Annotated in this window: 12 protein-coding genes; 11 read left to right on the plus strand and 1 reads right to left on the minus strand. The window is 54.3% G+C overall.

All coding sequences use genetic code 11. The features are described 5' to 3' along the window. Positions 1 to 1,566: 1,566 nt before the first annotated feature. The 7 genes from ectB to ACFFJ6_RS19170 all read left to right on the plus strand — a co-directional run bounded on the left by ectB (position 1,567) and on the right by ACFFJ6_RS19170 (position 7,579). Positions 1,567 to 2,796, plus strand: coding sequence for a diaminobutyrate--2-oxoglutarate transaminase (gene ectB / locus ACFFJ6_RS19140; protein ID WP_378390762.1), 1,230 nt, complete (start codon positions 1,567 to 1,569; stop codon positions 2,794 to 2,796). Positions 2,797 to 2,821: 25 nt separating this feature from the next. Beyond that, a complete protein-coding gene (locus tag ACFFJ6_RS19145) occupies positions 2,822 to 3,922 on the plus strand; it encodes a hypothetical protein (RefSeq protein WP_378390764.1) in 1,101 nt (366 codons plus the stop codon). Further along, on the plus strand, positions 3,919 to 4,656 hold the full coding sequence (locus ACFFJ6_RS19150; protein WP_378390766.1) for an SDR family NAD(P)-dependent oxidoreductase: 738 nt from the start codon (positions 3,919 to 3,921) through the stop codon (positions 4,654 to 4,656). The genes ACFFJ6_RS19145 and ACFFJ6_RS19150 overlap by 4 nt, the downstream gene beginning before the upstream one ends. A gap of 44 nt (positions 4,657 to 4,700) precedes the next feature. Next, a complete protein-coding gene (locus ACFFJ6_RS19155; RefSeq protein ID WP_378390768.1) occupies positions 4,701 to 5,546 on the plus strand; it encodes a 2-amino-3,7-dideoxy-D-threo-hept-6-ulosonate synthase in 846 nt (281 codons plus the stop codon). Positions 5,547 to 5,641: 95 nt separating this feature from the next. Further along, positions 5,642 to 6,340: a hypothetical protein gene (locus tag ACFFJ6_RS19160; protein ID WP_378390771.1), complete on the plus strand. Its 699-nt coding sequence runs from the start codon at positions 5,642 to 5,644 to the stop codon at positions 6,338 to 6,340. Between the two features lie 30 nt (positions 6,341 to 6,370). Beyond that, positions 6,371 to 6,733 (plus strand): nuclear transport factor 2 family protein, encoded by a 363-nt coding sequence (locus tag ACFFJ6_RS19165; protein ID WP_378390773.1) that lies wholly within the window; start codon positions 6,371 to 6,373, stop codon positions 6,731 to 6,733. Between the two features lie 12 nt (positions 6,734 to 6,745). Next, the gene (locus ACFFJ6_RS19170) at positions 6,746 to 7,579 is read left to right on the plus strand and encodes an alpha/beta hydrolase (RefSeq protein WP_378390775.1); all 834 of its coding nucleotides are present in this window, start codon (positions 6,746 to 6,748) and stop codon (positions 7,577 to 7,579) included. 283 nt (positions 7,580 to 7,862) lie between these two features. Here the strand turns inward: ACFFJ6_RS19170 and ACFFJ6_RS19175 are convergent, their stop codons facing one another. Beyond that, entirely contained in the window at positions 7,863 to 8,825 is a 963-nt protein-coding gene (locus ACFFJ6_RS19175) for a type II toxin-antitoxin system HipA family toxin (protein WP_378390778.1), read from the minus strand. Positions 8,826 to 8,982: 157 nt separating this feature from the next. On the opposite strand from ACFFJ6_RS19175, the gene ACFFJ6_RS19180 reads away from it, so the two are divergent. From ACFFJ6_RS19180 to ACFFJ6_RS19195, 4 genes are all read left to right on the plus strand, one after another. Beyond that, positions 8,983 to 10,071 (plus strand): tyrosine-type recombinase/integrase, encoded by a 1,089-nt coding sequence (locus tag ACFFJ6_RS19180; protein ID WP_378390780.1) that lies wholly within the window; start codon positions 8,983 to 8,985, stop codon positions 10,069 to 10,071. 198 nt (positions 10,072 to 10,269) lie between these two features. Next, positions 10,270 to 12,459: an anti-phage ZorAB system protein ZorA gene (zorA, locus tag ACFFJ6_RS19185; protein ID WP_378390782.1), complete on the plus strand. Its 2,190-nt coding sequence runs from the start codon at positions 10,270 to 10,272 to the stop codon at positions 12,457 to 12,459. A 10-nt stretch (positions 12,460 to 12,469) separates the two neighbouring features. Then, positions 12,470 to 13,342 carry an OmpA/MotB family protein gene (locus ACFFJ6_RS19190; protein ID WP_378390785.1) on the plus strand — a complete coding sequence of 291 codons (873 nt, stop codon included), beginning with the start codon at positions 12,470 to 12,472 and terminating at the stop codon, positions 13,340 to 13,342. Next, entirely contained in the window at positions 13,339 to 14,730 is a 1,392-nt protein-coding gene (locus ACFFJ6_RS19195) for an EH signature domain-containing protein (protein ID WP_378390787.1), read from the plus strand. Before ACFFJ6_RS19190 ends, ACFFJ6_RS19195 begins: the two co-directional genes overlap by 4 nt. The last annotated feature ends 32 nt before the right edge of the window (positions 14,731 to 14,762 follow it).

Raw genomic sequence — 14,762 nt, forward strand, 5'->3', positions numbered from 1 at the left:
GGCCGGGCCACGATCCGCCCGGCCGCTTGATGCTCACCAGCGGCGGCGCGTTCGCTCGTCAACAGATTTTGCGAAATACAATCAACGGTTTATGGCGGAAGGGGTGGGATTCGAACCCACGGTACCCTTGCGGGCACGCCGGTTTTCAAGACCGGTGTCTAACGTTGATTAAATTGAAGTTTTTGGCATTTTGGCGTCACCGTTGCAGCATTGTTGCAGCCTGGAGCGAAAAACGCAATCTCCTGCGTGATTAGGACGCGAGGAAATACGGAGAAAAATGGCGGGCTGCCGGACAGGTTTCACGGCCGGCAGCCTCGAAATCGATCAGCCAACGTCCTCATAGTAGGATACCAAATGCTCCGCCTGAGTTCGACGAAGACGGCCATCCAACTCGGCAATTGGCGCCCACGGCTCGAACCAAGGCCTACTGACCCCTTGACAGGCCCGAGCAGCACTTCGGAGTCATTGGATGACCACGAGATCAAGGTAACGCCCGAGAAGAAGGGGCATTGCAGTAGTTAGCAATGCTCCAAAGGCCGGCACGGGTGCATTTCGCCCGCACTAGAGATTTGATGCTACCAACTTCGCGCACGATGCACGCGATCAGGCCGGTACTCAGTCTCTACGATCAGGAACAACCTCAAAAATATCTCGGCCGTCTACGAATGGCTGATCCATAAGAAGGCTGTCGACATCGCCAATCCCATTGCATCGCTTCGGAAGCGCGCCGACGAGGCGTGCCCGTGAGCGACAACTCCTCGAGGGCGAAAATGGGCTTTAAAGCAGCCAATTGAAAAGCTGTCCGTTGATCCGGTGCGCAGAAATGGCGCGCACTCTTACAGCTGCTTCTCGATACCGCAATGCGGCTTAGAAAGGCCGTCTGGTTCGAACGCGCCGAGATCCTACGAGAGTACGGAAAAAGTATTGGTTCTAGACTCAAACACGGGCTGTACCGCCACGTCGCGCGTTCGGATCGAGCCTACGCCGGCCTCCTCGACCTGACGGATGAAGAACTCGCCGACCGCCAGATATTCCGGTTCACAGCCTGGGTTGCCAAAGACGGCTGACGGAAAGAGATCGGATCAATGCAGGATCAGGACCTCACGAGTCACGATGGTCGGCACGAAGCGTCGTCGAGGATAGCGGCGCGAGGCGCGAAATTGAGACGCTCATGCGGCAGAGCGAGCATAAGATTGTAGGGGTAATCATGAGGTATCTGAATCCGCCCCGCTGAGCAGAGGGCACAGCGATTTCCGGGCACGAATGTTTACGTAGATGCGACCTAAGTTACTGGCGACAAGGGTCGATCCGACGGCAGTGGCGGTAAAACCGTCTCTGATCTTCTAGCCAATCAACGTCGATGGACCACGGGGCTCCAGACTGCGGCCCAAACCGAAAAATCGAAGGGGCACCAAAGCCGCTCAAGCGGCCTGTTGGCTACACAAATAGTCGTATTCGCTCGCTTGGCGAAACGCTTGAATGTCTTTCCACTATTGGTAGTAATACGAGAACCGTACTTGGTAGCTTTGGAGAACGAGGCTGACCGAAACGAACTTTGAATTCGATTTGGAATCGGACGTCCGTTGGTACTCACGGCGATTTCCGACAATTTTCGTGTCCGGGTCAGGTGCTCTGCTTACAGATATAGCAGGACGAAGCTACATCGATTTCTTCTCCGGAGCCGGCGCTCTCAACTACGGACATAATCCCCCAGCGCTGAAGAAGGCGTTGATCGACTATATAGAGCGTGATGGAATTGCACATTCGCTCGATATGCGAACCTCCGCACGACAAGAATTCATAAGCGCATTTACGAACAAGATACTTCGGCCAAGAAATATGCGTTTTAGGTGCGTATTCACGGGCCCAACAGGAACGGACGCAATAGAAACCGCGTTGAAGCTGGCTCGCAAAGTAACAGGCAGGTCAAACGTTGCTGCCTTCACTAACGCCTACCATGGTACAAGTCTGGGCTCCCTCGCGGGGACCGCTTCGCTTGACAAACGAAGAAGCGCTGGCATCTCACTTGAGAACGTTGATCGCTACCCATACGACGGCTATCTCGGTGCAGAACAAAACACCATTCCCTTGATAGCAAAGCTTCTTAGCGATCCAGGTAGCGGTTTTGTGCCGCCGGCGGCGTTCATTGTTGAGACGGTCCAATCGGAGGGCGGTCTTAGTGTTGCAAAGCAAGCTTGGTTGCACGATCTGGCCGATCTGGCGCGAAAAGTAGGCAGCTTGCTTATCATTGACGATATTCAAGCTGGGTGCGGCCGGACTGGGAAATTCTTCAGCTTTGAAAGTCAAGGTATCGAGCCTGATATCATCTGTCTTTCCAAATCGATAAGTGGATTCGGATTGCCGATGTCTCTAGTGCTAATTCGTCCAGAAATAGACATTTGGGAGCCAGGAGAGATAAGCGGAACTTTCCGGGGCAACAATCATGCGTTTGTAACTGCGACAGCAGCAACCGACTACTGGACAGACAGAGATTTTCTCGATCGCGTGGAGCGAAACATCGAGATCATCGATGATTGGCTGGAAAATGTCGCGGAGTCGCTTCCGCAAGCGATGTTCACAAAAAAGGGAGTGGGTCTCATTCGCGGACTACACACAGGTGTATCCGACCTACCAAAGACGATTTGTGACTATGCATTTCAGGCCGGCCTCCTTGTTGAAACGAGTGGAGCAGCTAGCTGTGCTATTAAACTGCTTCCTCCTCTTTGCATGGACAGTGCCCAATTGTCTGACGGTCTGATGATCCTGTCCGAAGTTGTGCGCCGCTCTTTGTCTTAGGAAGTCGGAGTGCAGGAGTTAGCCTATGGCAGATGATGACATCTCAACCAAAGAGACTGCGAAACGATTTGAAGAAATGGCTGACGTCAGAGTGTTACTATTCATAAACATCATGTTGTCGGCGCTAACGCCAATTCTGATCAATGCACTCAATCCCACGCTCTTCTCAGCTGCGGAAAGCGTTATATTTTCTATACTAACCTTTCTCGCTTTGACGTTGGCTGAGCTGACCCTAATAATCCGTACAATCGTGAGCAAAATACGATCTGATCACAAGATCTGGGAAGCGCGTGACGAGATCGATGCTCGTATGTATGAAATCCGGCGAATGTTCCACAAGGTGTGTGAGAACAGCTTTGGTCAGTCGGATTTGTTTGTACGGTTCTTTGCGAGAAAATTCGATCAGTTGGACAGTTTGCTCGTCGACGCAACCACAAAGCAGGAGATTCGCATAGATGAAACCATGTTTCAGGTAACATCGGAGCTCCTATACTCTGCCTTCGAGGGAAGGCCGAATGATGTATTTCGAGCCCTTCACTATTGTTCTGACAATAGCTTCTTCTTTGATTTGCATTCGAAGCGCTACTTTCGACAAGGTTACGAGCTCGTTCAAAGTCGCAAGATCTCCAAAGTCAAGCGGCTCATGGTGTATGCAAACGACGACGAACTAAAGGCAGACCAGACAAAGACACTGGTCGCATTTCATGCCAATGTGGAGCATTACGACTACAAATTGATCAGCCGCGAGGCGTTTGACCGTATCCTCGATGATTTTGGGCTGCAATATCTTACAAACGATTTTGGAATTTACGGTGATAGATACTTGTACAAGGGTTACGTAAATCATCGGGATAAGATCGTCGGTAGCTACTCCAAAAACAAAAGCGAACTAAAGCGGTTTACTGATTGCTTCGAAGCATGTTGGGCATCGCCGTCGGCGAAGCACTTGGCGGTACCGAGCGTTTCTATAGACATAAACGATCTCCTGGGAACAGATGATCGCGCGCCGTGCGGTGTGCCTGGGCTAAGCAACGCCGTTCAAGGGGGCGTGCCTCCCAAGATGGTCGGCTCTAGTGCTGGGATGAACCTAGACGAAACCTCAGCCGGTCGAGGGCAAGACGAATGAAAGTGGCATTTGTCACTGGCGGTACAAGCGCGATCGGCTCCGCGATAGTCCATACCCTTGTGAATGCAGGACATAGAGTTCATTTCCAGTATCACCGCAACGGCGAAGAGGCGTCCGAACTTCGTCGCGCGACGGGTGCAATTGGTCATCAAATTGATTTTCTGTCTGACTGGGCACCTCCAATCGAGAATTGCGATATATTCGTCCACAACGCCGCTATCAATCTCTCCGGAGGTTCATCTCTGGATTTGAAGGAGTCCGAGCTAGAAGATACTATGAAAGTGAATGTTCTGGTCTCGGCTACTCTCGCAAGAGCGTTTTCGGCGCATATGATGCATCATAGGTGGGGCAGGATAGTCAATATAAACTCGATATTTGGACTTAGAGCCGGGTTAAATCGTGCAAGTTATAGTATCAGCAAATTTGGACTGCGAGCGCTAACCCAGTCACTGTCCGTTGAGCTTGCTGCATTTGGCGTCACGGTCAATGAAGTGTGCGCGGGTCCAGTGAATACGACTATGCTCCAATCCATGGCGTCAATCGCTGTCTCCCAAGGAAGATTCAGAGACACGGAATCATATCTAGCGAGCGTTGGGAGCGGACTTCCAATTCGCCGTCTCATAACCCCCCAGGAAGTCGCCGAAGCGGTCCGTTACTTAACGTCAGATCTCGCGAGCTGTTGCGCCGGCAGTTCGTTGGTGATCGATGGAGGGTTGTCGGCGTGCTGGCCATAATTCGCGGCGCAGCGAACATCTTGAAGTGAAGAGGAAAGTTTGCGGTGGTCACGGGACATGCGCGTCGGCTGGGACGGCTCTTTGATGCGAAGTCGAAACGTACGGTAATCGTTCCTGTAGATGATGGAATGATTTTTGGGCCGGTCGCCGGATTGCAATCGGCTGCCAATGCGATACGCGACATCGCCGATGGCAGGCCGAATGCAGTGCTAGCGTTTAGCGGCATCTACCGGCAGTGTGGAGCTGCGCTCGGTGAAGTGGGATGGATTGTGAATCTGACGGCGAGTACCAGTCAGCGTGAACACACGCGCAAGCGTGTGGTGGGATCGGTGAAAGACGCCCAGATTCTTGGAGCGGATTGTGTCGCGGCGCATATCAACGTCTCAAGCCGCTACGAAGGAGAGATGATTCAGCAGGCCGGCCTGATTGCTGAAGCATGCAGGGCTAATCAGATGCCATTTCTCGTCATTGTCTATCCGCGGCGCGAGATGGCGGGTCAGGATGACAATTACGATCTGACCAAAGATAAGTCGCCCGATGAGTATGGGCGGATAGTGGCTCATTGTGCTCGTATTGGTATGGAATTGGGAGCAGATATAGTCAAAACGCAGTATACCGGCGTTCCCGACACGTTTAGGCGCGTTGTTGAGGCTGCATATCCTGTGCCCGTTGTGGTGGCGGGTGGTCCGGTTGTGGGATCGGCTGTGGCGTTGAAGGTTGCGAAGGAATCGATCGACGCTGGTGCAATGGGAATAAGCTTTGGGCGTAATGTATTCTCCCGATGGGAGCGCGCTGCAATGATCAGTGCGTTATCGGCTATCGTTCACGATGGCGCCTCGGTGGAAGACGCCTTAGCAGAGTGGCCGTCATTAGATCGTTTGGCAGAGTAGAGATGTGGAACGCGATACACGACTGGAATTTGGTATTACCGCCATCTCGCCCTGATCGGAATGAACTCGTCAGAATCCGAAAGATTGCGCTATCGTTGAGTAAAGAGTCTCCTGTTGCGGTGCTAGGCAGCACGCCGGAATTTCGAGATCTTCTCTGCGATTGCGGGTTTCGTAATGTGTTTGTAATCGACAAGAATCAGGAATTTCATGAGCGCATGAATCACATGAGAATTTTTCGAAATGAAGAAGTGTTTGTTTGTGGTGATTGGATTGATGTTCTTGGATCATACGAAGCGATGTTTTCTCTCGTTCTGTCCGATCTTACATCAGGTAATGTTGCGTACTGTGATCGCGCCAGATTCTACGAGTTGATAGACGGTTCGCTTTCTCGCGGCGGGTGGTTTATTGATAAGGTGCTGACGAACGAGAGGAAGCTGATATCAATTGAGCATATTGAGGCGTACTACGCGGATAGCCCGATTAATCTCCAATCGGCAAATCGCTTCTCCTGCGAAGCAATCTTTTGCTCAGAGCTTCAGCTTGAAAATGAAATGATTGATACTTCTGAGATTTATCGCAGGCTGGAGGTGCGGCTGCCGGGGCGGCGGTTTATGGCGCTCTGCGAACTCGCGAAGAGGGTGACTCCGCCGGGATGTCGTTGGTATTATGGGAGGCCATGGGGAATGTTGTCCGGTTCATACTGCCCGTCGCTGACCTTGAGGCGATCGTTTGAGTTGCCTAGGGAGGGGCCATACAGTGGGCGTGCGAAGCAGTTTATTTGGCAAAAGTGCTGAGGTTTTTGGAACTGGGATGTGAGAGGTCTGATGCTTACCAAAGATGCTGTTGTGGCGTGGCTAGAGCAGTTAAAGGCTGCGTGGACGACGAAGGACGTAGAAGGTGCGTTGCGGCTTTTTGAGGCAACCGAGAGATATTACGAACGGCCCTTCCACGCGGGGACGACGCAATCGGAATATAGGAGCTACTGGCAGGATATTGTCAATTTGGAGGATATCACTTTTGACTTTGAAGTAGTGGCGGTGGACGGAAATACAGCATGCGTTCATTGGAGGAACGACTTTCGCACTCCGGGCGACGGGAAGTCGTGCCACCTAGACGGTGTGTTTGTGATCAAGTTTGACAGTAGTTTGCGCTGCATCGAGTTTCGTCAGTGGTGGTTTATGGCTTAGTGGGAAAGCGCGATGGAGTATTTTGAGTGCATAGCTAATGACGGACATGTCGTGCATGGGCTCATTTCTGGCGATTTGCTTACGTGTGACGTTGTCGTATTGCACTCTCATGGTTTTGGAGGGGATTTCATTAAGAATAGATTCGTGCGGCATATGCACGGACGATTTCCAGAGAGCGGCGTCGCATTTGCATCTATAAATCATCGGCTCAGCGGGTACGTGGTGGAAGAGTACAGTGAAGCAGGTGCGGCCTATCATGGGGCGTCGATTAGTAATCCGGAGTTGGCTTTACTCGATTTGGATGCGGCGGTTTCTTTTCTGGGACAGAGGTGCAATAAGCTGGTGGTTCAGGGGCATAGCTTTGGAACGAATATTCTAAGAGAGTATCTTGTTAGAAGCAGTGCAACGAATGATGCGATATTCCTTGGGCCGTCGGATAGTTCGTGGCTGTATAAGGAGTGGCGTCGCGGGCGGGACCCTCGGGTTGCAAGAGATTGCGGCTCAGAGGCCGTCTTATTCGATCTGTTCGGTATATCGGTTGGGGGGGCTGAATATTCAATTCCGATTTGCCGCCGGTCTTTGAATGAATTGATCAATGGCCGGGTATTTTCGGCATGGTCGCGAGTTGGTCAAGCTATTGGAAATCGGGCCCTGATAGTGCAGGGCGGTGGAGATCAGATTTCGATAGGTGGGCTGACTGAGTCGGTGGCGAATTTCCGGAAGTGGCTCCCAAGAAGTGAGGTGGTGCGCATTCCAGAGGCCGGTCATGTGTTCGGGGGAGTGGAGAGTGAGTTGGCTGAAGTGATAATTAAGTGGATTCAGGTGGGAGTATTGGGCGACCACTAACCAATGTATTTGGTTGACGTTGTAGGCTTCGGCGAGCGGATCCAGACTGCTTATGCGACGGGGTATTTATCGGGTTAATCAGCTGACGGTAACGAGGTGAGTGCGCAGGGATAGCGGAGTGATCGCATTCCACGTCCCTGCTTATAGCCGGTTGCGATTATTATCCGTCGGTTCGCTTTTCCTGTCGTTGGTGATGGAGAGGTCGTCGGTGGCTGCAATAGGCGTCGTCTTCCTTGCTGGTTCGAAAGGGCAGATCAACTTCTGCAAGCAGGAGTGCGCCGTTTCAAATCGAGAACCCTGGATAAACGAAAGCATTGCGAATTCTTTCGGCGTCCTGTTCTGAAACGCCTTGGGCGCGCATTGTGTCGTACCACCTCCCTTCCACCTGAGCCTTCATGTCGTTGACGATCGTCTCGGCTTCCGGGCGATCGAGCAAGAACCGTGCGTGCTGCGAGAGGATGTTCTTGGCGTTGGCGTAGCGGCCCTGATCGCCGCAATCTAGTGCGAGGTCACGGCGTTCCAGGCTGACGGGTGTCGAGGGCGTGAGGTCGTAGGCCGGAGACAGCTTCCAGCTCTTCTCCTTGGCGATGATGGCGTGATTGCGTGGATGATCATCGGTGTTGGAGATCAACGCGTTGAAGCAGACGCGGCGGAAGAGTTCTTTGGCGTCCTTCTTGGGATCCTCGACGATCCGGCGCAGTTCTTCGACCAGAACGGGATAAGACGAGTTCTGTCGTGCCTCCGGCGCTTCGTCGGCGCGCAGAATGGTCAGGCCGCTGACCATGCGCGCCCGCGTGTAGCCCTTGTTTGTCGTCTCACGGTCGAAGCGCTTGACGAGAAGAACATCCTTGCCGCCCACGGTCTCGATCCGGCTTTCGGCTGTGGCGAGCCCGCATTCGCGTGCGAGTCGCAGCATCGCATACTCGACCCGTGTGTTGTTCCAGCTATCGTCGGCTCGGTTGAATTTCGCCACCCAGAGTGCGCCGTCGGCTTGTACGACGGCCTTTGGCCGTGCGCCGCCCATCGAGGTGCCGAGCAGCATCAAATCCTGCACTTGCTGCGTCTGCGGATCGTTCGGCAACTCGTCCTTGACCAGAGCGTCCGCCAAGGCTTGCAGCTTCTCGAGATCGATCGTCTGGTTGAATTGGCGCTTGGGCGCGGGTGGTTCGGTGTTGAGGCCGAAGCCGAGGGCGCCCGCACGGTCGTCGGGTGATTCCAGCAGGTAATCGAGTTCGCCAAGCGGCAATTTGCCGGCTGGCTTTTTCGATGACCCCGTTAAGCTATGGTCAACCTTGCGGGCACGCCGGTCTTTGGACCGGTCTTTACATTGATTTCAAAGCGCCTTTAGCATCTTTCCGGTACCTTGTTGCTGTATTGTTGTGAAGCGGAGCCCCGAAAACGCTATGTCGACCTTGATCAAGCGCGGGAAGAATTGGACCGCTACGGCGCGCTTGCCGGACACTTTTCAGGGGCCGGCAGCCTCGAAATCGATCAGTCAAACGTTTGCAAAGAAGGACGCTGCAAAGCTCTGGCTGAGCTCGACCGAGACGGCCATGAAGCTCGGCAACTGGCGGGATCCTCGGCTCGAACCCAAAGCCTATGGGCCGCTTGGGTGGCCTGAGAAGCGCTTTGCCGAGGCGCTGGATGACTACCGGATCAAGGTCACGCCCGAGAAGAAGGGAGCATCACAGGAAGCTGCGATGCTACAGATGCTCGCCCGGCAGGACTTCGCCCAGAAGCGCATTCGGGATCTGACTGTGTCCGACTTCGTCGACTTCCGCGATGCCCGTAGCGAGGCCGGAAAGTCGGCATCCACGATCAGGAACAATCTCAATACCATCTCGGCCGTCTACGAGTGGCTGATCCACGAGAAGTCCGTCGACATTGCCAATCCGATCGCTTCCCTTCGCAAGCGCCGACGAGGGGTGCCGCAGCCAACCGGGCACCGTGAACGGCGGCTCTTCGAGGGCGAGGAAGAGGCCATCATGACAGCCATTGAGGGGCTTACGGTCGACCCGACCCGTCGGCAGTGGCGCGCACTCTTTCCGCTGCTCCTCGACACTGGAATGCGGCTTGGAGAGGCAGTCTCAATCGAATGCGCCTGGATCCGACGGGAGTACGGATTTGTCCACATTCCTGACTCGAAGAACGGCAGCGCGCGGCACGTTGCGCTTTCGGATCGAGCCTACGCCGGTCTGCTCGAATTGACGGACGGGGAGCCTGCCGACAGCAAGGTCTTCCGCTTCACGGCCTGGGTCGCGAAAGACGCCTGGCGGAATGAGATCAGGGTCAGTGCAGGGTGTCAGGATTTGAGGATTCACGACCTACGGCACGAGGCCTTGTCGAGGATGGCGGCGAGGGGAGCCGACCTGAAAACGCTGATGCGGCAGAGCGGCCACAAGACGGTGGCAGTGCTCATGAAGTATCTGAACCCCACACCTGCCGAACAAAGGGCGAGGCTGTTTCCGGCCACCGACAGGGTGGATGCTTAGACCGATGATTGATGGCGGATGAGGCGAAACAACACATGCGTCCGTCACTGCGGCGCGTCGCGCCATGGATCAAAGTGCCGAGTGTCCTCTTCCTTGATCTCGTCCCTAGAGATTGTCGGGCCATGCAACTGTGCGATTGCACCGCCCTGAGAAATGAGGTCAAAAGATTGTCGGGCATTCACGCTGGGCAGTCTATAAATGGGACTCTTTTCTTCGCGCGTTCTTTGGAACGGGGTGATTCGTCTCGTCTTGTTCTGGGGTATCGTCGGGGCGACGGTATATGCTGGTTCGGTTACGCTTTCGCTTCTAGACCTCTCTCTCGTCCAGAACACTCTCCGAGTTGCAGTATCCACCGGACACGTTGAGGGGCTGAGCTCGCATGAGTTCGCCTTTGCTCTGGCCATTTTGATAGGGGTGATCGCCCTAGGGCTGTCAGTTGCATACCTAGTTATGCACGTGTTGCTTATTTCCCTGGCAATTTCTGATGCGACTCGGCGGATCAAGAGCACGCGAAACTCCGCGCAATTCTCCGAGAATTTCGATGCAATCGACCAGCGCCTTTCGAGGCACCCTCTGCTTGGGGGCGCTTGGAGGGTCTTTGACCAAACGATGGTCCGAATACCGGAAGCAAAAGTCATCCATGCCACGGTTCGTCCTGGTAGCCTCTTGAACTTTGGTGCTGCGAGAGAGCGGCTTGCTGGATTAAAGATGATGGGCAGCATACCCGGCTATTTCGTCGGCGTCGGTCTGCTTCTTACGTTCATCGGGTTGGTTCTAGCGCTTCAGCAGGCATCGGCGGCAGTCAGTAGTAGCGATGCAAACGGAATGCAAACAGCCACCCGTCAGCTATTGCAAGTAGCGACTTTCAAATTCATGACGTCAATAGCTGGATTAGGTTCGTCGATCGCACTGTCAATCCTATTTCGGTTCTACGTTGTTTGGATCGAGGCTGCTTTTGATCGGTTCAATCATCAGATCGAGCAACGCGTGCGGATTGTGTCATCTCAGTCAATCGCATGGGATATGAACGAAACTCTCAGCTCTCAGCTTAGCGAATTGAAGCAGATCAACAGTGCGGACTTCTTTGCCCGCATGGGGGAAAAGATTTCACCGCAGATTCAATCGGCACTTACGACCGCAATGGCTCCCGTCGCGGCCAGTATCGACGACGCAATGGAGAGGCTTTCGGACTCGAGCCAAAGCGGTGTCTCTGGTCTTATCAAGGAGTTCAGTAAGACACTTCAGGTCGGGGCCGGCGACGAACTTCGGGAATTGACCAAGACGCTTCAGACCATGCAAGGCGCGCTGGTTGAAGCGCAAGGCGGAATTGGCCGGACGGGAGAGGACTTCGGGCGCCGGATGACGGAGGCCGCCGAAAACCTGAATCGTCTGGTGTCGGATGCTGGTGGACGGATGACCGAAACCTCTGAGCAGAGCCGAAAGGCGCTCATGGACGTCGTAGGAGCGCTACGCGAGGCGTTCGAGCGAGCCAATCATAAAGTGGACGAACAGCTGGGGCAAGCCGCATCGGGTGCATCCGGGAAGATCGAAGAGGCTATGGTTCGCGTCATGGCTAAACTCGAGGGTCAGGTTGAGAATTTCCGTGGTGGGCTCGATTCTTACCAACAGGACATGTCGAGACGATTGAGCGAGACCGATGCAATGGTCGGCTCTGCGCAGGTCAATGCGGTGAGTGCAGTCGCGGCAGCATCGAGCGGGGCAGCCAATGCATTGAAGGAAGGTCTCGCGGCGGCAATGCAGTCAATTCGAAGTGAGCTTGAGGCCTTCGCTAGTACAGTCCGCAATGTCGAGACTGGTATGACATCTCAGGTCACAGCTTTGAGGGACGCCACAAGTCAAACCCGGTTGGCAGCCGATGCTTTCGGCGCGACGGCTCAAGATGTTCGCTCTGCCTCGGCTCCGCTGTTGCAATCAGGCGAGAGGATCGCCGGTGCAACCCAGAGCTTGACCACCGTTGTGTTGGGCGCGAGCGAACGGATCTCGGCAAGTGTCGTGGATTCCAACGCCAAGCTCGCTGATTCAGTGACACGTTCGGTTGCCAGTTTCGAGGCTGGGCAGCGATCAGCGGCAGAGTTTGCAGGGACGCTAGGGGAGCATATTGGCCAGCTTTCTACTGTCTGGGCTGGCTATTCCGAAAAGTTCGAGCGCGTCGATGAAGAGCTCGGAAGTGCAATCGACGATCTTTCAAGAGCCGTCACCATGCAAGGTGAGCAACTCGTCTCTTATGCGTCAAAGGTCGACGAAAGCTTTGCAACCGCAATTTCGCGGCTAAACCCATTCCTGGAAGAGCTGAAGAGCAATACCGAAGAGCTCGGTGAGTCGGTTTCGGAGTTGAAAGACGCGCTTCGTCTGCCTGCCCGAGCCTGAGGACTAACTCATGATCGCGAACGAAAGTGCTTCGGAGGCTGAAGAGGGCGAGAATTACTTCGTCTCCATGACCGATATGATGGTCGGCGTGCTGTTCATCTTTATCATCATGCTCATGATTTTCGCTCTTGATTTTAGGACCAAGACCGATGTCCAAGACAACGCCATCGATGTTGCGCGGGAAATTGCACGCAAGCTTGATGATCTTCAGAAGGACGTGACGGCAGAGATTGCGGCCATGGACCGAAGCCAGGAGACGCGCCGGAAACTCCTGATGACCCTAAGATCTGAACTCAAGCGGGACGGCATGGATGTCCAGATTGATGAGGCAAACGGAGTTTTGCGTCTCACGGAGGATGCCGTTCGGTTCGATGCAAGCCAGTCAGTTCTTCTGGATAGAGCCAAACTCAATGTCGATCGAATTGCGCGCGTGCTTGAAAAAGTGATTCCGAATTACGTGGCGTGTCAGAGTGGCGCAGGACAGAATCAGTGTCGCACCGGGCTAGAATCGAGCGTCGAAACCGTCTTTATCGAGGGACACACAGACTCGACGGGAGCGAAGGGAGGCGACGATCGTTACAATTGGCAGCTCTCGGTGGAGCGATCGGTAAATACTTATCGTGAGATCGTCAACTTTGCGCCGAGTCTGCGTGCATTGCGGAACACGCGCAATGAGGAGATCTTGTCGGTTTCGGGCTATGCCTCTACTCGCCCCATTGATCCGGACGAGAACCGTGAGGCCTGGGCCAGGAACCGTCGAATTGATCTCCGCTTTGTCATGGAGGTCGATTCCAAGCAACGCCTTAAGCAAATCATCAATTTGACCGACTCAATGAAGGTGGAAATTGATCGCCTTGTGACGGCGAGCGGAGGCCGGAAGTGAGTGGTTTGAAGGCTTCGGTACGAGCCTTGCGAACGGTCTTTCGGCCTGCATTGTCAATTCCAGCCACCACCCGTATCGCCCGTGAGGCGGATAAGATCGGATCAGTGGCATCGGGGGCTGATTCACCGAAGGCCACCAAGAACTACAATCTTGTTGCCAACGAAATTTTGGACAAGGTGATTTCTACCTGCGAGTTAACGCGCCGCGAAGCGCGCGATGCAGCTTGGTGCCTGTGGGAAACGGTACCAGCGCTCGCATCAGACGGTGCGACGGTCACGTCGTTGGTAAGCGCCACGGAGGCCTCAGGAAGAAGACAGCCGTTTCGGGCGCTGGCCTCTTCCTACCTGGCGAGTTACGCACCCGATCGGTCCCGTATAGCCGAGATATCTGCTGTCTTGATGCGCCTAGCTGCCGGCATGGGAAAGCCATGGGCATCTCTCCAGAACGATCTCAATCTGTTCCATGTTGTGGAGGGACCACAAAACTTGGCGCGGATGGCTGTCCAGCGCAATATCTCACCGGCGGCGGTGCTTACTTCCTATGGACTGGGTGCCGTGAATGCGCAGTCAGGATTTACGAAGTTCTGCATCGCCACGGCATTGGAGCAGCTAAGAGATGGTAAGGAACTGCGCCACGACGTCCGGTTGCAATGGGTCAAGACATTTGCGTTGCGGGATGTACGTGAGTTGTTGTTTCAAGAGCATGGACCGCTAGTTGCGGAAGCGTTGCTGTTTCCGTTTGGCAACTCTACCCCAGACGAGGATGTCACAGACAAGTTCTTGGCAGTTCTGCTCCGCCTGTTCGGCGATCCACGATCGCAGCCAGCCAAGTGGGCGCGGATGCGCGAGGCGGCAGCCATTGTTCGTCGCTGGCTAACAATGCAATCACTGAGGCAGTTCTTAGAGGTCGTCGACCGAACTGCCGTTGCGAGAATGTGGAAGCATCGTCGAGCATTCTGGGGAGCAGTTTATGATCGGGGGCTCATCTCCGATGCATGGGTTGTATTCGGACCTCTTGGGGCTGATGCAGCACGTCGCTCCTTTGGCAAGGATATTTCCTTTGCGACGTTTGACGGAGGCACCGTCGATAGAGGCCACGCTGTTCTCTTGCTTCGCATCGGGCGTGGCGTTGTTGCGGAATGGAGCCACAACGGTAGGTGTATCATATGGAGCGACTCTGAAGCGCCTGGTGCACCTACTCTGCACTTGAGCACATACCATCCTGCGGCTCTTCGTTCTCCAAACGGCGAGTCACCTAGCCTGTCAGTGCCAGTCTTTGCGATCACCCACAGTGGTGCCGAGTTTTATGCGTGGCAATCCAAAGTTGCGGGGAAGCTACATCAGATGACTGGCGTTCGTATTCCTCTTAGCGAGTATCAGGTGAAGTAGTGGCGCCCAGATTTGTCTGTTCTTTACACCCT

This window comes from Rhodopseudomonas telluris (assembly GCF_042432815.1).
In the GTDB taxonomy this organism is placed as follows: Bacteria; Pseudomonadota; Alphaproteobacteria; order Rhizobiales; family Xanthobacteraceae; genus Rhodopseudomonas; species Rhodopseudomonas telluris.